The following is a 21702-nucleotide window of genomic DNA, read 5'->3' as shown; positions in this document are numbered from 1 at the left end:
TGAGGTGTCGCCTCCATAGGCCCTCCTCACTCACACGGCCCGGGGCCAAAAAACGAATAAGACCCGTCGACTTTTTGAAGGTCGTGGGTCTTATTCGTGACACCGGGAGATTGAGCACGTTGCCTCATCCAGCTGTTGCCATTCAATCATGATTTCGTCCTTCTGTCAATGAACGGAAGTGGATGAATCTTTGTTCGTTTCTGTGCCACCCATAGGAGATTGACAGAATGCGCTTTTTCCGTTACGGTGCGTCCTTCTTTCACAATCCAATGCAATCCAAGTAACGGGAGGACGCATGAAGACTGTCGATCTCCGTTTTGGCGACGGGTACGGCCCGTATATGGAACGCCTGAAGGCAAGTCGGAGGGCCATTGCGCGGCACGAAGGGTGCCGGGCCGACCAGATTACCGTGACCTGCGGGGCCACCGGTGCGATCGACCTCCTGTTCGGAGCACTGCCGAAAGGCTCCATGATCGCCGCGATGCCGTACGAATACTACGACATCCACGTGATAGCGGCTCTGCACGGCCACAGGACCATCCGACCTCCGCAGTCCGCCGCGAACTCGCTTGATGACTTCCTGCGGTTCGTTGGGGAATGTAAACCGCAGGCGCTTTACCTGTCGCTGCCGAACAACCCGCTCGGGACGATCTATCCATCCCGAGACCTGAAACGATTATTCGCTTCCCTCGACGCGGACCAGCTTTGCATCATTGACCAGACGCTCATCGCCGAGAAGCGCTTGGGGGTGAGGTGGCTCGGACAGGCCGGAGCGGGCAAGACCGTGGCCGTCGTACGGTCGTTCTCGAAGACGCACGGGGCAGTCGTGGACCGTGTAGGATATGTCGTCATGCCATGCTTTCCGCTCGACCTGCATCTGTTCACGCATACGCCTGGCATCAGTTCGCTTCGGAAGATCCAACACCTGCTCGAAGACAAGAAGACTCCCGCCAGACTCCTCGAACGGATCCAGTCGAACGACCGCGCGATCGCGGCGTGGGCCGTTGGCAAGAAGGATCTCGATTGGCGCTCGTCCCGAACCAACTTCGGCGTGCTCCACACGGGAGAACGGGAAAACCTGGAGATGGCCCTTTTGGGACACGACGGTGTCATCATCAATGGAGCCCCGCATCTCTCCTGTCCCGGCAACTTCATCCGCATCCCGCTCGACGTATCGCCGGCCTCGATCCGCCGCCTGCTCGCGGTCATCGACGATGCCCTCTGACGCGAAACCGACCCTCACGGGCCGGTTTTTTCTTTCACGAGATCCTTCAGCCCTGATGGGCTTCAGGATGATTCGGCCTAGAGCCGAATCACTTGGCGACGCGCTCGGCGTAGCTGCCGTCCTCGGTGTTCACGATGATCACGTCGCCTTCGCTGACGAAGATGGGCACCTTCACCATGAGGCCGTTGTCCATGAACGCTTCCTTGGTGACGTTGCCGGAGGCGGTGTCGCCCTTCACGGCCGGTTCGGTGTCCTTCACGGTGAACTCGATCTTCTTGGGGAGCTGGATGGTGAGCGGAAGGTCGTTGTAGGTGAGGATGGTGACCTCGATCCCTTCCTTGAGGTACTTCACGTCATCCCCGATGTCGGAGGCGGACAGGGTGACCTGCTCGTAGGTCTGGTTGTCCATGAAGGTGTACAGGTTCCCATCGGTGAACAGGTACTGCATCTTCTTGTACTGCACGTCCTCGAACTCCAGGTTCTCGGCGGACTTGAAGTTGTTCTCGACCGCCTTGCCGGTCTTGAGGTTCTTCATCTTCGTGCGCACGAACGAGCTCCCTTTGCCGGGGGAGACGCGCTGGAAGTCCATCACGATCCACAAGTCGCCGTTGAAACGGATGACGGTGCCTTTCTTGATGTCGTTGGGGGACATAGGGGAGGCGGACAAGGCCTTAGGCGGACAAGGCCGCAGGAAATCCTGAAGCCTTAACGCCTGAGGCCTTCATGCCTTAAATAATTTACTTGCCGGGAACAGCAGGACATCCCCGATTTCCTTGGTGCCGATGCACAGCATGTGCAGCCGGTCGATGCCGAGCGCGTTGCCGTACGTCGGAGAACGGACGGATGGTAGCAGCGCGAGCAGTTCCTCGTCAACGGGGAACGCGCTCTTCCCGGACGCGACGCGCTCGGCGCGTTCCGCCTCGAATCGGGCGCGTTGTTCGGTCGCGTCCGTGAGTTCCGTGAAGCCGTTCGCGAGTTCGACCCCGTCGACATAGAGCTCGACGCGCTGCGCGTATTTCCCGTCCGCCGTCTTTGCCGCAAGCGCCGCCTGGCAGAGCGGATAGTCGTAGACGAACGTGGGGACCGTGCCGATCGACGGTTCCGCTTTCGCGAGGAACAGGCGGTAGAACAGGTCGCTCTCGGTGTCTGCCGCGTCGCGGTGCAGGCCGAGCCGGTCGCAGGCCTCGGCGAGGTCGGCAGCGGAGGCCGTGTCGAGATCCACGCCGGCGGTGTCGAGCAACAGGTCGCGGACGCGTAGGCGCCTGAAGGCGCCCGCAGACCCCCTCATGCCTGCCTGCCGGCAGGCAGGCTCCCCCCTTTCCAAGGGGGAGGTAGCTGGCTTTGAGAACGCCGCGCAAGCCTCGCGCACCAACGCTTCCGTCTCATCCATCATCTCGTGATAGTCCGCGCCCTGCTTGTACCACTCAAGCATGGTGAACTCCGGGTTGTGCACCTGCCCTGAGCCTGTCGAAGGGGTGCCGCCCAGGTCCTCGTCGTTGCGGAAGACGCGAGCGAGCGTGAAGATCTTTTCCATTCCCTGCCCGAGCAGCTTCTTCATGGAAAACTCGGGGCTCGTGATGAGCGCCCCCTGCCGCGGCTTCTCTCCCGGGGCGACGAGCGTCGTCTCGAAATAGGTAAAGTTCGGCGCGAGGTCTGGGCTCGCGACCAGCGTGGGCGTTTCCACTTCGGCATAGCCCCTAGACCGAAAGAACGACCGGATGAGGTCGTTCAATCGTTGTCGTTCAGAAGCGATGTCCTGGACGCGGCGCATGCTTCTCTCAACGCTGCACGAACGGGACGAGCGCCATGATGCGGGCGCGCTTCACGGCGTTCGCGAGCTGGCGCTGGTGCTTCATGCACACGCCGGAACGCTTGCGCGCCACGATCTTCGCGAAGGAAGACAGGAAGCGGCGGATGAGGGTGACATCCTTGTAGTCCACTTCGTCGATCTTGTTGGCACAGAAGTGGCAATGTCGCTGCTTCTGCATGGGGTTGTTGGAGGTGTTGCGCATAGTTTTATGAAGGAGTACGTAGTGCGTAGTCAGTAGTGCGTAGAAAATAAATCCTACGCACTACGTACTACCACCTACGCACTTTAAAAAGGAATATCCTCCACCTTGATCTCGTCGTCCGGGTTCGGGGCCGGGTCGTCCTTGGCCTTCCCCCCTTCGCTGAAGCTTCGGGGGACAGGCGGAGACGGCGGGGCGGAGAATCGGTTCGCAGCAGGCGCGGCGGAGCCGGCTGCCGGGGTCCCGGCGACCGTGCCGGCCCGATCGAGGATGATCATGTTCTCGACGACGATCTCGGTGGTGCGGCGCTTCTGGCCGTCCTGGCCGTCCCACTCGCGGGTCTGGAGGCGCCCGTCGACGTACACCTTGCGGCCTTTGGCGAGGTAGGAGCCGCAGATCTCGGCGAGCTTGGCCCAGGCCACGCAGTTATGGAACTCGACCGCCTCCTGCTTGGCGCCCGCGGCGTCGGTCCAGTTGCGGTTGGTGGCCACGGAGAAGGAACACACGCTCTGGCCCGAGCCGGTCTGACGCAGCTCCGGGTCGCGCGTGACGTTGCCGAGGATGGTGGCGCGGTTGAGAGAGTACATAGGTGGTGTTACGAACCTTCGAACGGGCTACGAAACTACGAACAAAAGGTATTTTAGTAGTTTCGTAGCCGTTCGTTGGTTCGTAGCATGTTAAACTCCTTTTGAAATATCCGAATCTAGGATCTCGTCGAGCTTCTTGTCGAGTTCTTCGATGGACATGGCGGGCTCGGCGGGCTTCACCGCGGCTGCGACGGCGGAGACCGGGGCGGCGGCGCGCGGCGGCGCAGGGCGGCGGTCGGGAGCGCGCTCCTCGCGGGCCTCCTCGGAGAGAGGCGCGACGTAGGCGGAGAGCTCGACCTTCTTCGACTCATCCCCGGCCTTGGCCGAAAGGATGGTGTGGCGCAGCACTTCGTCGGAAAGGGACAAGGCGCGATCGAGCGCCTGCAAGGCGGCAGGCTCGGCGTTGAAATAGGTGAGCACGTACGTGCCGTACCGGGACCCTTCGATCGCATACGCCAGCTTGAGGCGGCCGAGCACCGTGGTCTTCACGACCTCTGCGCCAGCCTTCTGTGTCATCTCGGTCACGGCCTTCACGACGGGGTCGATCTCGTTCTCGGCGTACTTGCTCGGGAGGATGTAGAGGAATTCGTAAAACTTCATATGGGTCTGGCCCGGGGGGAACCGAGCGGCCGTTTTTCGGCCATGGACAGATGAATAATGATCGCGGGCATCTTAATCAATCCCGTCTGCCGGGTCAAGGCAGGGCCGGGTCAAGGGTCAAGGCAGGGCCGGGTCAAGGGACCCGGCCTAGGGAACGACGTTCCATCCGTCCCCTTCCTTCCTCAATCGGTACGTCGCGCTGTTCCCGTCGTTGCCGACGATCGCGTCCACCGTTGCTTTGGCGGCGTCCGCGGTGACCTCGACGAGGTCGAGTTCCTGGTCCCCCAGGTCGCCCGGGCTCCAGATGCCGCGGCCCGCCCTGGCATCGGCGTCCACGGCGTAGATGAGCGCGTTGTACATGGCCGCGTCGAACGGGACGTACACCGGGAAGGCGCTCACGCGCGAGCGGTCGGCCTCGACGATGCTCTTGGGAAAACGCACGCGCAGGGCGCGCGCGAGCGCGGGATGCGTGAGGCGCATGCCCTGCTCGGCGTCGACGTCAGAGAAGGCGAAGCGGCCGGCGTCGTCGGTGCGCACGGCCGTGTCCCCCGCGGCGACGTCCACGCCCGCGACCGGCCTCGAGGTGATGGGATCGATCACTGCCCCGGAAAGCGACAGGCGCACCGTTCGCGCGACGGGCGCCGGAAAGAACCGGTCGAACACCCCCACGCTCTGGTTCACGAGCACGCCCACGAAGAACGACGCGGCCACGCCGATCACGCATACGACCATGGCGTTGCGACCGTGATGATGTCGGGCCGTTTCCCTCGTACGCCGCTCCGCCTTATCGGTCTTGCGCCCGAGGCGCACGCCGTTGATCGCGAGCAGCACGATGACGGTGAGGAACACGAACATGGACAGCGCGAAGGCGGGCGGCACCACCGCGTCGGTGCGGGAAACGAACAGCCCGCCGGACAGGAGCCGGCCCTCGCCCTCGGTCGTTTCCCGGTCCACGTACAGGAGCGAGTCGGAGCGGGTGCCGTCCTCGCCGAGGACCGTGATCGTGTGCATGCCCGAGGGCACGTCCGAAACGACCTGCGCGGACCATTCCCCGCTCTCATCTGCCGTGACCTGGGTGACCCATTCTTGTTCGGGCATATCCTAACGAATGATGATCGTGACCACGGATCCAGGCCGGGCCGTGCCGCCGAGCGCATAGCCGCCCAGGATGCGCTCGATGAGTTCGAGACGCGCGGGAGGCGCAAGCACGGTGATGCCGCTCGGGGCGGACGGGACCGCGACGGGGCGGGTGACGGGCGCTGGCACGGGGACGTAGATGATGCTGGAAGGAGGGAGGGGGGAGGGGGGAGGAGGGGGTAGGGCTGGGACGACAGGACAAGACAGCGCCGGGGCCGGCGGGCATTCCGGCGCGGACGCTGCGTCCGGGCAGGCCTCGAACACGACCGGCGGCCTGGTGGCGAGGCGTACTTCTGGGCCCACGAACGCCGCGCCGGAACGGTCGCGATTCATGGGAAGGAACCGATAGAGGATGCCGCTCGTAAGCCCGTCGATCACCACCGAGTGATACGTGCGGAACAGGCCGTCGGACTCGGTCGAGGACGCATACCCGTAATTCGGTTCGCTGCCGAGGTACAAGGGCGACTGGTCGCCGTAGGCGACGCGGGCGGTGGCGTCCTGGCTGGAACGCCAGGCGACGAGCACGGAATCCTCGTCGATCGCCGTCGCGCGCACGTCGTCGATGGTCCGCCCGGGAAGGATGATGGGCCCGCCGCCTCCGCTGCCTCCGCCGCCTCCTCCTCCCGGCGTCTCGACGACCGCGGCGTACACCTCCTGCGGCATCAGGTTTCCATCCGCGTCGGACGCGTAGACGATGATCGGCACCGCCTCGCCGGCGGAGAAATCCGCGGCCGGGTCGATCGTGAAGGTGTAATCGGCGGGAGAGCCGGACACGCCCGTGGTGTCGCCCACGTAGTTGCCGCCGTTCAGATCAAGCGAGCTCCCGAAGCTGATGTCCGTGCCGGTGGTGGTGACGCTCCCGGCCCCGCCCCCGTCAGTGTAGAAAATCCCGTCCACGAAGATCACCACGCTTCCCAGGTCCACGCCGGAGCCGTTGTCCTCCACGTGCAGCACCAAAACGGCGTCGTCGGCAATCTCGTCGTCGTCGCCAGGCACGGTCCCGGAAACGAACGGCGGGTCCGAGTCGGCGGTCGTGAACGTCCAGGTGTCGGTCACCATCACGTTCGTCGCCAAATCTTCGCAATCGAACGCGCTCACCGTGACCGTCTCGTCCTGGGCGAAACTCGTCGCTGGATCGATCTCGTACTCGAACCCGTAGTCCACCGGGGTGACGGTCACTTCCGCGTCCCCTTCCTGGAAGGTGGTGAGGGTGAAGCTCGGCGAGGAGACGTTGAACTTGCAGGTGGACGAATCCACGCCCGTGCCGGACACGGTCCCCGGATACGTCTTCTTGTCATGGACGACCACGGTGATGTTCGTGGACACGCTGTTGCCCGACGAGGTACGCGCCGGCGTCTCGGAAACGACCTGCGGCGGCACCGTGTCCGCTTCGGTGGTGAAGGTGTACGTCTTCGGATCCATCGCGTTGGGGCCGTTGGCGTCCCCCAGCTGATCCTGGGAGGCCGAGGCGAGGTCCTCGAACCCGGAGATGTCGATGTCGTAGCTCGTGTCGTACTCCCAGTTGCGCGTGTCGCCCGGGATGCCGCTCGGGCTCGTCGGGTTCACGGTGACGTTGCACAGGTTAGTCCCCCAGGTGCCGGAACAGGAATAGCTGTCGAACGCCGTGAGGCTCGAAGGCCCGCCTCCGTCGTCCTGTGTGATGACGCCGGGCGGGGTGGCGGTGGACACGCCGGTGCCGACCCCCGAGTTGTCGCCCTCGCCGTTCTTCGAATCACGCAGGTCGAACAGGTAATTCACCGTGACGGCCACGCCTGTCGCGGCGTCGGTCGGAGACGGATTGAGCGCGTACGGCTTTTCCGTGTCGGCCCACACGTGGAACTGGAAGTCCTCCTCGTCGTCGAGGATGTCGAGGCCGCCCAAGGAAATGTTGGACTCGGTGCTGTCCCCGATTACCCCCACGTCGATGTCGAGCGTCTCGGGAGTCCCTGTCCCGTACGCGGCGGCCGTTGGTGCCACCATGGTCCAGTCCACGGTGCCGAACGTGCCGGTGCCGCTGCTCGTCCCGCTGGTGCGGAACCCGGTGAGCCGCACCTGGCCGCCCGCAGTGTTCTGCCCGGCGTAGGAGGTGAAGTAGCTGCCGTCCGTAAGGCTCGACGGGGTGACGTTCGTCGTGTCGTGGTCGATCCAGATGTTGGCCGCGTCGGTCCCGCCGCTCACGATCTCCATCGTGGTGGTGAACGTCTGGCCCACGTAGAAGTAGTTGAGGTCCGCCGCCGCGCCCGTGCCCCCGTCGCCCGTGTTGTCAGCGCCCGTGAAGGGAGAGGCGAGCAGCTGGAACGTGTCCGCGCCGCTCGGAGCCGCCGCGACGGCCGGGAGGGCAACGAGCAAGAAAGCGGTCGCGACGAACAAGAAAAACCTGTCTTTGCGAGGAGCCCCGGCGTTCCGTTCAGGGCGACGAAGCAATCCCCCCGTCGCGACGGGAGATTGCTTCGTCGGCTGATGCCTCCTCGCAATGACAAACTTCTCGCGACGGGAGGTCGCTTCGTTGCGCTCGCAATGACGGAAGAAAAATGCCATATCAATTCTCCCCTTCCTCGTCGAGGTTGGAAATCATCAGGCTCAAGTCCACGCTGTTCACCACCACGTCCTGGTTCAGGTTGGGGCGCAGCGCGTTGCCCGTGAGGTCGTCGTCGTCGAGCACGGCGAGCAAGGTCGAGATGTCCACGGCGTTCACCACGTCGTCGCCGAGGGTGGCCGGACTCGTCCCGGCCCCGTTCACGTCGCCGGCGAGCAGCACCTGGCTCCCCTTCGGCGCCGAGTTATCCGTCTGGGTGAAGTTGAACACGTTGTTGCCGGACGTGAGCGTGACGTCGTCGAGCACGCGGGTGAGGTGCTGGCTTCCCTTGAACCCGATGTCGTACGTGCCGGGGGTCACGACCAGATTCGTCGCGGTCGCGTACGTGCCGTCCACGGCCGTAGTGAGCAGGCTCGAGGCGGGAATCGTCTGCAAGATCACGTCGTCAAGGTCGCTTGAGGTACGGATGGTGAGATAGAAGTCCGTGTCGTCATTCGTCTCGGCCGCTCCCACCCTCCCTTGCGGCATGGCCCATTGCACCGTGCCCGTCACGTCGCCGGCCACGATCGCCGAGATGGTGACGTCGAGCGCCCGGGCCGACAGCGCGAACCCCGTCCCGGCGATGAGCAGGGCGGCGGCGAGCGCGGTTGTCCTCCTTTGACGCGTCATGTCATGGGGTCGGTTCAGGCGGAGGTTCCGTCGGGGCTGGTTCCGTCGGTGCCGGTTCCTCGGCGGGAGGCTCCTCGGCTGGTGGAGCTTCGGCTGGGGGCGGTTCTTCGGCTGGAGCCTCTGCGGGCGGTTCTTCGACGATAGGCTCCTCGGCTGGAGGCTCTTCCGTCTGGGGTTCCTCTACGGGAGGTTCTTCCGCGGGAGGCTCTTCGACGACCGGCTCTTCCACGGGAGGCTCCTCGACGGCCGGCGGCTCCTCGGGCGGGACTTCCGCGACGATCGGATCGTGGTCCTTGCGATACGCCTCCACGTACCAGTCGAACTCCGCGTCGGACGCGCCGCCCATGGTCTCGCGTACGCTGAACCCGTTGTGATTGGCCGTTTCCACGAAGATACCGTTGGCCGGGCCACGCAGCGTGACGAGCACGCGCACCGGGGAGATGGTGGACGTGATGTCGTTGAACGACGGGTTGATTTGCTCGAACGCGATCGTTGCCGTTCCGCTTGAGAGCGTGCCCGTGCCCGAGAGGGTGACCTTGTGCTCGAGGCCCACGGGTGCGACCGTCTCCACCTTCTCGCCCTGGTAGCTTTCGATTACCACCATATAGCTCCCCTCGGTGGCAAACAGCCCGTCCGTATTCACGCTCCACACCCCGCCAAGCCCGGCAATGGCGCCCACGTTGAGGATCTGGTTCCCCTGCATGTAGATGTTGCCGTTCATGGTGAGCGTAGTGAGGTCGCCGGAGAAGGCGGACGCCTGGTTGCTCGTGCCCGCATCCGGCTCGGTGCCCATGCCGGGCCAGTAGCCAAGATGAACGAACGCGATGATCCCTTCCCCACTACCAACTGCCAACTGCCCACTGCCATCAAACGGTTCGAGGGCGTAGCCGATGATCATGCCGGCCTGCGTGGCCTTCATGGCGTAGCCGGGGCGGGTGGCGGACACGGTGAGCGCGTCGCCCACAGCAATGTCGCCGTTCTCGGTCGAGACGTTGGTCGGGACGCGGCCCGCGAGCGCGATCGGGTAGGTATTGGCCTCCTTGGTGCCGGAGAGGAACCCGGGGCGGGTGGACACGACCCCCGCGAGGCGCATGGCATCCTCGCCCGAAGCCGATTTCACGAACGCGCCGGCCGTGTCGAACGCCACAACCTCGCCCGCCGCAAGCGGCGTGCTGCTCGGGAACAGTTCCGCGTACCCTTCGCCCGAGGCGGCCCATCCCGCAGCGTCGGTGCGGATGTACGCGTCGTCCGCCCCGCCATAGAACACGGACACGTCGGTCTGGGCGACGCCCAGCGCAGAGAGGAACAGCTTCCCGCCCACGACCATGTCCGAGGCGATGCTCATGGCCCCGTCGTCCGTGATGTAGGCCACCTGCGCGTCGGCCTGGTTGCGAATCGACAGCCCGTAGGTGGCCGCATCGATCACGTCGGTCACCAGCTTCATGGCCACGGCCTGCGCCGTTTCCCCGTCCCAGCCAGACCCGCGCAGGGCAAGGCCGAAGGAATCCACGCCCGGCGCCTCCGCCGAAGCCGAGGCCCCCGTGCCGCGCAGGATGCTGTCGCCCATGTGGAACCCGGGGGCCACGAACACGGTAATGGTCCCGCTCTCCGGCCCGTTGTACGAGGTGAGCGCGTATCCCACGATCATCCCAGGCTGCGCGGCGCGCATCCCCTCGCCGGGCACGGACGACGAGGTGACCGGATCCCCCACCGCGATCGCCCCACCTTCGAAATTGACCTTGAGCGGCACGCGCCCCGCCAGCGCCACCGGACGAGTATCCTCCCCGTCCGACCAGGTGGACAGCCGGATCCCCGGCTTGGTAGACACCACCCCGATCGCCGCCGGGTCGTACGCGCCCACGCTGCGCTCCACCACCGGATGCTCCCCGTCCTGCGCGATCACGCTCGGCCGCACGATCTCCCCGGCCCCGATTGTACGGTCGGAAACCGCATACGACTCCGCCAGGTCGAATCCTTCGATATAGAACCGCTTGCCATAGTAATTCGCCGCGTACACGTTGTTGAAATACTGGCTCGCCCCCCCGATGTTCTTCCCGCCGGAATAGGAGGTGGCCGTGGACGAGCAGGTGCCGTCCACGCATTTAGTGACCCGAAGGGTGGAGCTCGCGTAATGGGTGATGATCGGCAAGCCGTCGGAGGAAACGGCGACGGATGTTGAGTAAGCGCTTACGACCGTCGTATCCAGAGTCAGGATGATGTTCCCCGATGAACAGAAGGCGTTGCCGCACTTCACGGTCTTCAGGTATCCGTTTGAAGAATCTCTATAGCTGATGATGGGGAGACCGCCCGTCGGCAAAGAGATGGAGGTGAATAGGCCAACCGTGCCCGTGGAATCCACGGTCGTCGTGGTGTTGCCCGAGGAACAGGCGGCGTTGCCGCATTTTATGACCTTGAGGTCGCCGTTGGTGTTGTCATGGTAGCTCGCCACCGGAAGCCCGTCGGCGGGGACGATGATGGAGTTGTACTCGCCAACCGTGCCCGTGGAATCCACGGTGGTCGTGGTGTTGCCCGACGAGCAGGCGGCGTTGCCGCATTTCACCACCACGAAATCGGTAGAATTCGCCGCATAGAAGCTAAGGATCGGATAACCGTCCGCGGAAATAGCGATGGACGTCGATCCTCCGGTTGACGATGTAAAAGACGCGGTGGTGTTGCCCGATGAGCAAGCGGCATTGCCGCATTTCACCATTCGGAATAAGGAGAAGCCGGAATCGTGGAAGCTGACGACCGGGAACCCGTCGGACGGGACGGCGATGGACGTATACGTCCCGGTCGAGCCCGTGGAAACCACGGTGGTCGTGGTGTTTCCGGAAGAACAGGCCGCGTTGCCGCACTTGAGCACCTTCAGGTCGCCGTTGGTGTTGTCGTAATAGCTGATGACCGGGTACCCGTCCGCGGAAATGGCGATGGAGGAGTATTGGCCCACGTCGCCCGTGGAATCGACGATCGTGAGGGTGTTGCCGGCGGAGCAGGATGAGTCGCCGCACTTGAGCACCTTGAGGTCGGCGTTCGTGGCGTCGTAATAACTGATGACCGGAAGGGCGTCGGAGGGGACGGCGACGTCTGAATATTGTCCCGTATCGCCGGTCTGGACCGCGGCCGAAGTGCTGGTCGCGGAAGTGCAGGAGGCGTTCGCGCACTTGAGTACCTTGAGGTCGCCGTTCGTGGCGTCGTAATAGCTGGCGATGGCCAGGTTGTCGGTTTGGATGGCGATGGAGGTGTATTGGCCCACGGTACCTGTCGAATCCAAGGTGGTGATGGTGTTCCCCGAGGAACAGGTCGCGTTCCCGCATTTCACCACCTTGAAATTCGCATTCGTCACGTCGTAATAGCTGATGAGCGGATCTGCGCTCGAAGGAACGGCAATGGAGGTATAGCTGCCCACGTCGCCGGAAGAATCGATGGTGGTGGTGGTGTTGCCGGAGGAACAGGCGGCGACGCCGCACTTGAGCACCTTGAGATTGCCCAAGTTCGCATCGTAATAGCTGATGATCGGCAAGGAATCGGCTGCGGGAACCGCAATGGAAGTGTAATTGCCGACCGACGTCGAGGTATCGACGTCCGTCGTGGTATTGCCCGAGGAGCAGGCGGCATTGCCGCATTTTGTGACCTTGAGATACCCGTTCGAGCTGTCGCGATAGCTGACCACGGGGTATCCGTCTCCGGAAATGGCGATGGCCGAATCCAAGCCGACGCTGCCCGTGGAATCCACGGTGGTCGCGGTGTTGCCCGAGGAGCAGGCGGCATTGCCGCACTTGAGCACCTTCAGGTCGCCATTTGAGCCATCAAGATAACTGATGACCGGATATCCGTCTGCGGGGACGGCAATGGAGGTGTACTGGCCTACGGTGCCCGATGAATCCAGGGTCGTAGTGGTATTGCCGGAGGAACAGGCGGCGTTGCCGCATTTGGTGACCTTGAGATCCAGGTTCGTGCTGTCGTAATAGCTGATCACCGGATACCCGTCGGCGGAAATGGCGACGGAAGTGTATTGGAACGTTGAACTGGAATCCACGATAGTGTTGGTAATCGAACCGGAAGAGCAGTTGGCGTCGCTGCACTTGCTGACCCGCAGGTAACCGGATGCGTCCGTATGACTTAAGACCGGCAACCCATCCGCGGGAACCGCCATGTCCGAATACGTCCCCGTGGAGGTGGTCGTTTCCGCCACCGTGGTCGTCCTGCTGCTCGAGGAGGTGGACGGCGACGCGGACGGAAGCAGGTCGGCGTTGAGGGCAACGGTGGTGAGGTTCGAGAGTGTGACGTTGGCACCCGAGCCGCCGGCGGTGGCCCAGCTCAAGCCGCCGGAGCCGTCGGTGGTGAGCACCTGGCTTGAAGTGCCGTCGTCGGCCGGGAGGGTGTAGGTGACGTTCTGGGTCATGGCGGCGTTGGGGTTGATCACCACCTCGTAATCCGTGGCCCCCTGCTCGGAGTACAGGCGGATCTGGCCGTCGGTGCCGGCCACGCCCACGCGCATGGCGCCGGCAACGTCGAGCAGGTAGCCGGGGGTGGCCGTGCCGATGCCCACGCGGTTGTTGGTAGAGTCGACAAACAGGGTGCCGGAGTCCACGTTGAGGTCGTTGCCGGCCGCGGTCACGAGCGGGCCGTTGACCGTGACCGTGCCGGTGCCGAAGGTCACGGCCTGGTTGCCGGAGGCGTTGATGCGAAGCGCGCCGACGCTCTCGATCGAGCCGTCGGTGATGTAGGTGGAGCCGTTGCCGGCCACGATGCCGTCGATGAAGTAGCCGCGGCCGTAGCGGTTGGCGAGCGCCTGGGTGAGGTCGAGGCCGCCGATCTCGGGGACGTGGACCTCGGTCACGACGTCGAGGTCGCTCCAGGAGATGGCAGGGCTGACGGTCAACGTATTGGTCACGATGGCCGTGATCTTGGCAAAACAAGGATTGGCGGCGCAGGCGGTCGCGGCCACCTGGACGTAATTCCCGACATCGAAGTTCGTGGCGCTCGTAAGGATGAGCGTGGTCGAGTTGGAACCCGCGCCGTTCGCCGTCGTCGAACCGTCGAGGGTCGTGAACGCGGAGGTGATGTCGCCCTCGGCGTTGACCTTGAACTTGTCGCCGTCGCCCACGGTGAGCAGCGCGGACGGGCTGGCGTCGCCGATGCCGATGCGGTTGTTGGTGGCGTCCACCGAGAAGGTGGTGCCGTCGAAGGATAGGCCGTTCACCCCGCCCGTGAGGGTCCAGTCGGTGTCCGCGGGGAGCGAGAACGCGCCGGCGGCGGTGATGCGCAGGCGCTCGGTGTCCGCGCTGCTCGCAAGGACCAGGTCCGAGGTGCCGCGGCTCGAGATCACGAAATCGTTCTCAAGCGCCCCGCCCACGCCGGAGCCATACGCCACGATGTCGCCCTGGACGGTGCCGCTCTCGTAGAAATCGAGCTGTCCGTACCCGGTGGTCGACGTGTGGGTGACGCGCATGCGCGTATCGGCCGCCGACACGTGCAGGTCGGCGGCGGGCGAGGCGGTACCCACGCCCACGCGGTTGGCGCTCGCATCCACCACGAGCGTGGTGGTGTCGACCACGAGCGCGGAGGCCGAGGAACTCGTGGAGGTGACGGTGCCGGAAGTGGAAAGGTTGCCGGCGCTCGTGACCTGGAGCTGGGAAGTGGTGCCCACCGAGAAGAACCCGTCCGGAGTGGCGTCCCCCACGCCCACGTTGCCGCCGGCGGCGATGCGCATGCGCTCGGTATCGTCGGCGCTCGCGAACACGAGGTCCGAGGTGCCGCGGCCCGAGATCACGAAATCGTTCGCCATCGCCCCGCCCACCGCGGAGCCGTAGGTGGTGAGGGAGCCTTGGGCCGTGGCGTTCTCGTAGAGGTCGAACACGCTGTACCCGGTGGTGGAGGTGTGCGTGACGCGCGTGCGCGGGTCGGCCGCCGACACGTGGAAGATCCCGGCCGGAGTGGACGTGCCGACGCCGAGGTACGCGTCGAGCACGTTCACCTCGTCGTTCGTCACGTCATCGAACTCGATGCGGCCGGCCGCGGCGCCGAGGCCCAGCCAGTCGTCGTCGGCCGTGGCGTCGGCAAAGGCGTCGCCCGAGGTCATGGAGCCGACCGCCGTGATGTCGCCGGAGCCGGCCGAGGACCAGGAAAGGACGCCGGAGCCGTTGTTGGTGAGCACGCCCGAGGCGTTTGCCGAGGGCCAGGAATACGCGACGCTCTTGATGCTGTCGAGATCGCCGTCGGAGCCCACCTGGAAGTCGTCCCCGTCGCCCACGGTGAACAATGAGGCAGGCGTGCTGTCGCCGATGCCGACGGAGCCGCCATCGGCGACCGTGAGCACGACCGTGCCGTTGTCGCGGGCGAGGAAGATGGGGGCGGAGACGTCGCCGTTGTCCGCGATGAGGGCGGCGCTTGCGAGCGTCGGGTCTCCGGCGGTCGAATTGATGCCGAAATACCCGCCGAGGAGCGTCATGCCGGAACCGCCGGCGGCATTCGCCACGCCGGCGACCGCGACGTTCTTCGCGCTCGTCTTGGCGACCTGGGCCTTCCCCATGACGCCGTAGTTGACGTCGCCGTAGCCTGCGGAACCGAGCACGCTGACGTTCGTCCCGGTCGTCGTTCCCAAGGCGAAACCTGACACGCCGTAATTCCCGTTCCCGTTCCCGACAGGCGTGGTTGCCGTACCCGCGGAATAGTTCGTGTAATACATCGCCGCCGAGGCTCCGGCCCCCGTATATCCGGCTCCCAGATTGACTGCCAAGCCGGCATGGAGATTCGAGTCGCTACCGGCTCCCGTGATGTCTACCGAGACGCCCGTCTGGGCCGCGGCCGTCGAAGAGAGCGTGCCGGTCACGGAAAGCGCGTTCACGGCGCTCGCGAGCGAACCAGCCTCGATGTCCACGAAATGGTCGGGGGTGGCATCTCCGATGCCAACGCGGTCGGCGGATGCGTCGAGGAACAGGAGGTTGGCGTTGGTGTCGCCCTCCACGCGGAAGTCGTAATTATTGGAGCTGTCGTTGACGACGAACTCAGTCGCGCCGATTTGCGCCCGTTCGTTGGCGGCTAACGGCGCCTCGTTCAATCCACCGACATGGAATGCGATCTTGCCGCCAGTCCCGGAACCGACCGCCGCGATCAACAGGTCCTTCCGACTCGCCTCACCAGCAGCCGCAAGCAAGACCTTGCCCGCCGCGTAGCTTCCCCAGAAGGCATCCGTATAGGAGGAGGAGAGCGCCCAGAGATTCCCTTGCACGCTGTTGCCCGAAACCCCGTCAGCAATCAACCACATGCGCGATGTCGCGGCGGTGCCGGCCGTGTCGTTCTGGGAGAAATAGCCGATGTTGCCGTTCGTGCTGCGGATCGCGTTGAAGTTGTAGCCGGTCCCCGAACCGACAATATCAAGCTCCGTCGTCGGCGCCGCCGTGCCGATGCCGATGCGGTTGTTGGTGGCGTCCACGGAGAAGGTGGTGCCGTCGAAGCTCAACCCGTTCGTGCCGCCCGTGAGGGTCCAGTCGGTGTCCACGGGAAGCGTGAACCCGCCGCCGGAGGCGATGGTGAGGTAGGTGGTGTTATTGGTCTCAAACGAGAGCGAGTTCGCGTCGTTCGTCCCGAGGATGGCGCTGGCGCCGAAGGAGTTGCCCCCGTTCACGAACCCGACGGCTCCGCTCCCTGACACCGTGCCGGAACACGCCAGGTTCCCCGAGGAGTCAATCGTGCAGCCCGTGGAGCCGGAGCCGCCGGCCATCGCGAGCGTCGTGACCGACGCGGCCAGGTTGAAGGTGGAAGTGCTCGTGGTGAGGTCGCCGCCGTTGACCGCGAGGTCGCGGATCGCGAGGTCGCCGTTCACGTCCCAGGTGTAATTGGTCGCGGCCGCGTATTGCACGATGTCCTCGGTGGGCGGCGTGGTAAGCGCGGCCTGCGTGCGCGTGATGCGGATCCAGTACTTGGTGGTGGCGTTCACGGACTGGGTGGCCCAGGTCGCGAGGTCGGCGGCGTCCCAACTGATGCTCCCGTTGGTGCGCATCCCGTTGGTCCCGTCGTTGGGACCGAAGCTCGTCCATCCGGCGCCCGTGGAAAACTCGAAGGTTGGCTTCACTCCGGCGCCGGAGGCGACGGTGGCGAGCACGAAGGAGACGGCGCCGAAGGTGGTGTCCGCGCCCACGTACACGCGGTCGCCGTTGGCCACGAACATCTGCACGTCGGTGCCGGTGGAGTTGAAGCTCGACGTGACGGCCGTGAATCCGCCGGCCTCGATGAGCGCCGTGTCCACGTTCCCGAACGTGCCCGAGACCTGGCGCAGGGGGGTCACGCCCACCCCGGCTTGCACCGCGTACACGTCGAGGGTGCCGCCGGCCGTCTTCGTGACGTCGATCGCCCGCACTTCCCCGCCGGTCGCGCTCGTGGAATCCACCGAGAGCTTGAGCGCCGTGCCGTTCTGGTCGCTGTCGAAGTTGGTGGCGGCGTAATCCACCACGATGCCGGAGGTGTCGGACTGGTTGTTGGCGTCCACCACCAGGTTGATGGCGCGCGTCCCCTGGATGGCCGGCGTGTGCAAGAAGCGCATGGCTCCGAGCGTGATGGTGCGCTGGTTGGTGCTCCCGTCGATGACGAAGTTGTCGTCCGCGGCGAGATTGACGTCCGCTCCCCCGACCACCGTGAGCGGGGCCGAGGGGTTTACGGTCCCGATCCCGACGTTGCCGTTCCCAAGGAACGTCATGAACGTCCCGGCCGAGTCCCCGATCTGCAGGAGCTCGTCGGCGGCACCCAGGTCATTGCTCGAGACGAGGTTGAAGGCGGAGGAGGTGGTGCCGCCGGAAGCGAGCTGGGAGGTGAAAATGAAGGCGCCGGATTCGGTGATGCCGGAGTCCGCGAGCGTGAGGGTGGCGCCGGCGATGAAGGAGCCGTCGGTGTAGACGTTGCCTTCCGCGCCGATCGAGTCCGCCACGAACAGGTCGTCGCCATTCGGCGAGAAACCCGTGTTCGCGAGCGTCTCGGAGGAGGCGGCGGCGCCCACGCCAAGGTCGTTGGTGAGGATGACGTTCCCGGAAGTGTCAATCTGGAACAGGTCGGTGCCGGCGCTCGTCTCCACCGTCATGTAGTTGGCCGTCTGGCTGGAGTTTCCCTGCACCAGGAGCTGGATCTCGTCGGTATCCCCGTCCACGGAGAGCTTGCCGAGCGACGCACCGCCGATGCCCACGTTGTCGGTGGAGGTGGTGAGGGTGACGTCGGTCCCCCCGTCGGTCCATCCTCCTACCCCTGCGGTGCACACCAGGGCGCCCGCCGAGCTGATGGAGCAGCCCGTGGAGCCCGAGCCGCCCACCAGGTCGATGGTCTCGGCGGAAGCGTCGAGGAAGATGCCGTTGACGTTCCCGTCGGTCTCGGCGCGGAAATCCCGGTCGAGGCTGTCCTCGTTGAACACGGCGCCGGCCGTCCCGTCCGTCAGGCGGAGGAATTCGCGGCTCGTGGAGACGAAATCGTTGTATCCGAACGCCAACGGGGCGGCCACGTCCGGCGTGACCATCTGGACGGAGGTGACGGCGCCGCTTCCGAAGAAGGCCGCCGTGCCGGACGCGAAGTTGTTAATCGCCGCCGTCGTCCCGTACGCCGCATAGCGCGCCGTCACGTTTCCCGCCTGCGCCATGACCACCCCTGCGCCGGCCGTGTTCGTGTTCGTGACCACGGCGGCTTGAACGGACGCGGAGCTGGCCTCGGCCTGGAGGAGATAGTCCGGGGTGCTCGTGCCGATTCCCACGAAATTGTTCGTAGCGTCGATCGAAAGGGTGTCCGAATCGAAGTTGAGGCCGTTCACGCCGCCACCAATCGTCCATGTGGTGTCGGCCGGAGAGGTGAGGTTACCGGTCGAGGATACCTGGAAATCATCTCCGTCGCCCACGGTGAACAGCGAGGCGGGGGTGGTATCGCCGATGCCGACGTTGCCGGAACTCGTGATGCGCAATCTTTCAGACTCGGCGCTGGCATCGCTCGTCCTGATGATGAAGGCGCCGGGTACTTGCGTCGCTGATGCCGCGGCATCTTGCTGCACGAGGATCCTCGCGCCATAACTGCTCGTGTTGGAAGAAGTAACGCCCGCCCATCCCATCACCCCGAGATAATCTCCGCTATCGGTCGTGACCAAAGAACCGACGGACGTTCCGCGTGATTTTTGCCAGTTCATGTATGCCCCGCTGGAAGCGTCATTCGCATACCCGGAAATGGTCACTTGGGCCGCGGTACTTCCCGAACCCACTTTCGCGATATCTAAAATCACTGACGGACTCACCGTCCCGATCCCCACGCTGCCGTTCCCGAGCACGGTCATGAAGGTGGCGGCCGAGTCGCCGATCTGGAGCACCTCGTCGGATGCGCCCAGGTCGTTGCTCGAGACAAGGTTGAAGGCGGAAGAAGTAGTGCCGCCCGCGGCGAGCTGCGAGGTGAAGGTGAAGGCACCCGACTCGGTGATGCCGGAGTCGGCGAGCGTGAGGGTGGCACCCGCGATGAAGGAGCCGTCGGTGTAGACGTTGCCCTCGGCGCCGATGGAGTCAGAGACGAATAGGTCGTCGTTGCTCAAGCTGAACCCGGCGTTCGCGAGCGTCTCGGTGGTCGAGGTCGCGGCACCCACCACGAGGTCGTTGTCGATGAACGCGTCCCCGCCCACGTCGAGCAGCGCGTCGGGGGTGGCGTCGCCGATGCCCACGCGGTTGGCCGAGCCATCCACCGAGAAGGTGGTGCCGTCGATGGAGAACCCGTTCTCCCCGCCCGTGAGCGTCCAGTCGGTGTCCACGGGGAGGGTGAATCCTCCGCCGGAGGCGATGGTGAGGTAGGTGGTGTTGTTGGTCTCAAACGAAAGGGAGTTGGCGTCGTTCGTCCCGAGGATGGCGCTGGCGCCGAAGGAGTTGCCCCCGTTCACGAAGGCGTTGCCGCTGGAACCGAGCGTGCCGGAGCCATCGATCACGCAGGTGGAGCCCACCTTGAACGTGCAGTCCCAACCGCTTCCGACCAGGATGGCGTCCTCCGTGGCGGCGGTGCCGGTGAGCGCGCCGATGTCGATGCCGCGCAGGGTCACTTGGGCGTCGCCGGTCAGAGCGTCGAACTCGAGGAGATTGACGGTGTTGGTGCCTCCGGTGGCGTTGCCCACGTTCCCGTCCACGCGCAGGGCGTTGTGCACGTTCGTGCCGGTGGTGTCCGCCGGGGTGGTGAGCATCACGAACGCCGCGTTGTTGGTGGTCCCCGAGTCGGCCGTGGGGGTCACGGTCGTGATGATCCTCCCCGCGGAGGTCACCTGGAACAGGTCGCCCGAGCCCACGGTGAGGAGGGAGGCGGGAGAGGCGTCGCCGATCCCGAAGTTCCCCGCGTGGTAGCTCTGGCCGCCGGCGGAGTAGATGGCGTAGTTGGTGTCGGCCCCTGTCATGCTCTCTATATAGAGGCCGTAGAGGGTGGAGGTACCGGCGCCGGCAGCGTCCATGCCGTTGCTTTGCACGTACACGCCGTAGGTGTTGATGGTGCCGCCCGTGGCGCCGGTGCGGCTCACGGCCGACCACAAGCCGTAGTTGTCCTCGGTACCGGTGGCGCGGGGGTCGATCGCGGTGACCGCGAAATACCCGGCGTTGTTCGAAATAGAACTCCCGCTCGTCGCCGTCGTGCTGACGACCCCCGAGACGCCGTTGAGCCAGCCCACGATGTCGCCCGTGCCGTTATGGGTGGTCCCGAAATATCCGGCATCGATCACGTCGATGTCCTGCGCGTTTGCCGCGGCCGTCTCCACGACCGTGTCCATGCCGTCGACCCACGTGGTTGAGGCGTCGGTGGACGGGTTGTACAGGATGTGGTTGGTGATGCCGTCCACGTAGTCCGAGGCGCCGTCCGTCATCTCCTCGGAGACGGTAAGGACGTTCGTGATGGTCGATGCGCCATAGAGGAGCGACGCGTCGTTGATCGCGGCGTCGTCGCCGATGGCCACGTGGCCGGACACGTCGCCGGTGCCGACCACCGTGAGGGTCTGGCTCGGGGCCGCGGTGCCGATGCCGATGCGGTTGTTGGCGGCGTCCACGGAGAAGGTGGTGCCGTCGAGGCTCAACCCGTTCGTGCCGCCCGTGAGCGTCCAGTCGGTGTCCACGGGAAGCGTGAAGCCGCCGCCGGAGGCGATGGTGAGATAGGTAACGTTGTTCGTCTCAAACGAGAGCGAGTTCGCGTCGTTGGTGCCGATCACCCCGGCGGCGGCGAAGGAATTGCCGTTGTTCACGAACGCGGTGCTCGTGGTGGCGAACGCCGTGGAATCGAGGCCGTCGAGCAGGTCCGCGTCGCCGGCCTGGAAGGCGTAGGGCGTGGCGGTGAGGCGGATCCTCGGAGTCATTTCGCTGTCAGCCCCCACGGTGACGCCGAGGTACAGGGCGGAGTTGTCGTCGAACAGCGCATCGGGGATGGCGTTTTGCGGGGAGGCGCCGAGGATCACCGTGACCACCCCTTCGCTGGGCGTCACGGAAATCGCGGTCGACGGGACATGGCTCGGACAGTCGCTTGATTGCGAGAAGGTAGTGTCCGCGCCGTCGCCCGGGTCGTCGCCCGCGCTCCACACGCAGCCGGAGGCGCCGGAGCTCGAGGTGTAGATCGCGAACTTCATGTTGAGCGCCGAGTCCGGCACCGTGATGCGGCTCGCGTTGGTGAGCTTCCCCTGATAGGTGATGAGCATCGGCGTGTCGAGCGTCGCGACCGCCCCGGGCGCGCGCGACAGCAGCATCCACACGCTGAACCCGGAAATCATCATGAGGAAAACCACAACGAGCGCGAACGGCTCGCTCGCGCTTACTCTTCGGATGAGGGATTTGTCTGGCTGCACGACAAGCATGGGGGCGTGCAAAGTTCGGGTGGAATCCACCCGCCTCATGCCACGAGACGCTCGTGACACGGGGCGGACGTGGGAACTCACGCTCCCACGCCGCAGACCCCCTCATGCTCCCCCTTTCC

General features: G+C 65.0%; 10 protein-coding genes. 1 reads left to right on the top strand and 9 read right to left on the bottom strand.

Features of this window, described 5'->3' with window-relative positions; translation table 11 throughout:
• Positions 1–295: 295 nt before the first annotated feature.
• Positions 296–1225, top strand: a complete 930-nt coding sequence (locus EPO34_03955) for an aminotransferase class I/II-fold pyridoxal phosphate-dependent enzyme (GenBank protein TAK04268.1) — start codon at positions 296–298, stop codon at positions 1223–1225.
• Positions 1226–1313: 88 nt separating this feature from the next.
• Here the strand turns inward: EPO34_03955 and efp are convergent, their stop codons facing one another.
• The 9 genes from efp to EPO34_03910 form a co-directional block, all read right to left on the bottom strand.
• Positions 1314–1877, bottom strand: a complete 564-nt coding sequence (gene efp / locus EPO34_03950) for an elongation factor P (protein ID TAK04267.1) — start codon at positions 1875–1877, stop codon at positions 1314–1316.
• Positions 1878–1946: 69 nt separating this feature from the next.
• A complete protein-coding gene (gene genX, locus EPO34_03945; GenBank protein ID TAK04266.1) occupies positions 1947–2996 on the bottom strand; it encodes an EF-P lysine aminoacylase GenX in 1050 nt (349 codons plus the stop codon).
• Positions 2997–3003: 7 nt separating this feature from the next.
• A complete protein-coding gene (rpsR, locus tag EPO34_03940; protein ID TAK04317.1) occupies positions 3004–3213 on the bottom strand; it encodes a 30S ribosomal protein S18 in 210 nt (69 codons plus the stop codon).
• A 107-nt stretch (positions 3214–3320) separates the two neighbouring features.
• Entirely contained in the window at positions 3321–3821 is a 501-nt protein-coding gene (locus EPO34_03935) for a single-stranded DNA-binding protein (protein ID TAK04265.1), read from the bottom strand.
• A 90-nt stretch (positions 3822–3911) separates the two neighbouring features.
• Positions 3912–4421 carry a 30S ribosomal protein S6 gene (rpsF, locus tag EPO34_03930; GenBank protein ID TAK04264.1) on the bottom strand — a complete coding sequence of 170 codons (510 nt, stop codon included), beginning with the start codon at positions 4419–4421 and terminating at the stop codon, positions 3912–3914.
• 147 nt (positions 4422–4568) lie between these two features.
• Entirely contained in the window at positions 4569–5519 is a 951-nt protein-coding gene (locus tag EPO34_03925) for a hypothetical protein (GenBank protein TAK04263.1), read from the bottom strand.
• A gap of 3 nt (positions 5520–5522) precedes the next feature.
• Positions 5523–8096 carry a hypothetical protein gene (locus EPO34_03920; protein ID TAK04262.1) on the bottom strand — a complete coding sequence of 858 codons (2574 nt, stop codon included), beginning with the start codon at positions 8094–8096 and terminating at the stop codon, positions 5523–5525.
• 1 nt (position 8097) lies between these two features.
• Complete coding sequence (locus EPO34_03915; protein ID TAK04261.1) at positions 8098–8763, bottom strand: hypothetical protein; 666 nt, start codon at positions 8761–8763, stop codon at positions 8098–8100.
• Between the two features lies 1 nt (position 8764).
• Positions 8765–21583: a hypothetical protein gene (locus tag EPO34_03910; GenBank protein TAK04260.1), complete on the bottom strand. Its 12819-nt coding sequence runs from the start codon at positions 21581–21583 to the stop codon at positions 8765–8767.
• Between the last annotated feature and the right edge of the window lie 119 nt (positions 21584–21702).

This window comes from Patescibacteria group bacterium (genome assembly GCA_004297215.1).
Taxonomy (GTDB): domain Bacteria; phylum Patescibacteriota; class Patescibacteriia; order UBA9934; family GWF2-40-263; genus 2-01-FULL-63-20.
The sequence above is the reverse complement of the archived record's forward strand: the minus strand, read 5'-3'. Positions and strand labels throughout refer to the sequence as shown.

Excerpts from the sequence above, each read along its gene's own strand:
- EPO34_03955 (TAK04268.1), top strand. The coding sequence starts at position 296 with ATGAAGACTGTCGATCTCCGTTTTGGCGACGGGTACGGCCCGTATATG.
- efp (TAK04267.1), bottom strand. The coding sequence starts at position 1,877 with ATGTCCCCCAACGACATCAAGAAAGGCACCGTCATCCGTTTCAACGGC.
- genX (TAK04266.1), bottom strand. The coding sequence starts at position 2,996 with ATGCGCCGCGTCCAGGACATCGCTTCTGAACGACAACGATTGAACGAC.
- rpsR (TAK04317.1), bottom strand. The coding sequence starts at position 3,213 with ATGCAGAAGCAGCGACATTGCCACTTCTGTGCCAACAAGATCGACGAA.
- EPO34_03935 (TAK04265.1), bottom strand. The coding sequence starts at position 3,821 with ATGTACTCTCTCAACCGCGCCACCATCCTCGGCAACGTCACGCGCGAC.
- rpsF (TAK04264.1), bottom strand. The coding sequence starts at position 4,421 with ATGAAGTTTTACGAATTCCTCTACATCCTCCCGAGCAAGTACGCCGAG.
- EPO34_03925 (TAK04263.1), bottom strand. The coding sequence starts at position 5,519 with ATGCCCGAACAAGAATGGGTCACCCAGGTCACGGCAGATGAGAGCGGG.
- EPO34_03920 (TAK04262.1), bottom strand. The coding sequence starts at position 8,096 with ATGGCATTTTTCTTCCGTCATTGCGAGCGCAACGAAGCGACCTCCCGT.
- EPO34_03915 (TAK04261.1), bottom strand. The coding sequence starts at position 8,763 with ATGACGCGTCAAAGGAGGACAACCGCGCTCGCCGCCGCCCTGCTCATC.
- EPO34_03910 (TAK04260.1), bottom strand. The coding sequence starts at position 21,583 with ATGCTTGTCGTGCAGCCAGACAAATCCCTCATCCGAAGAGTAAGCGCG.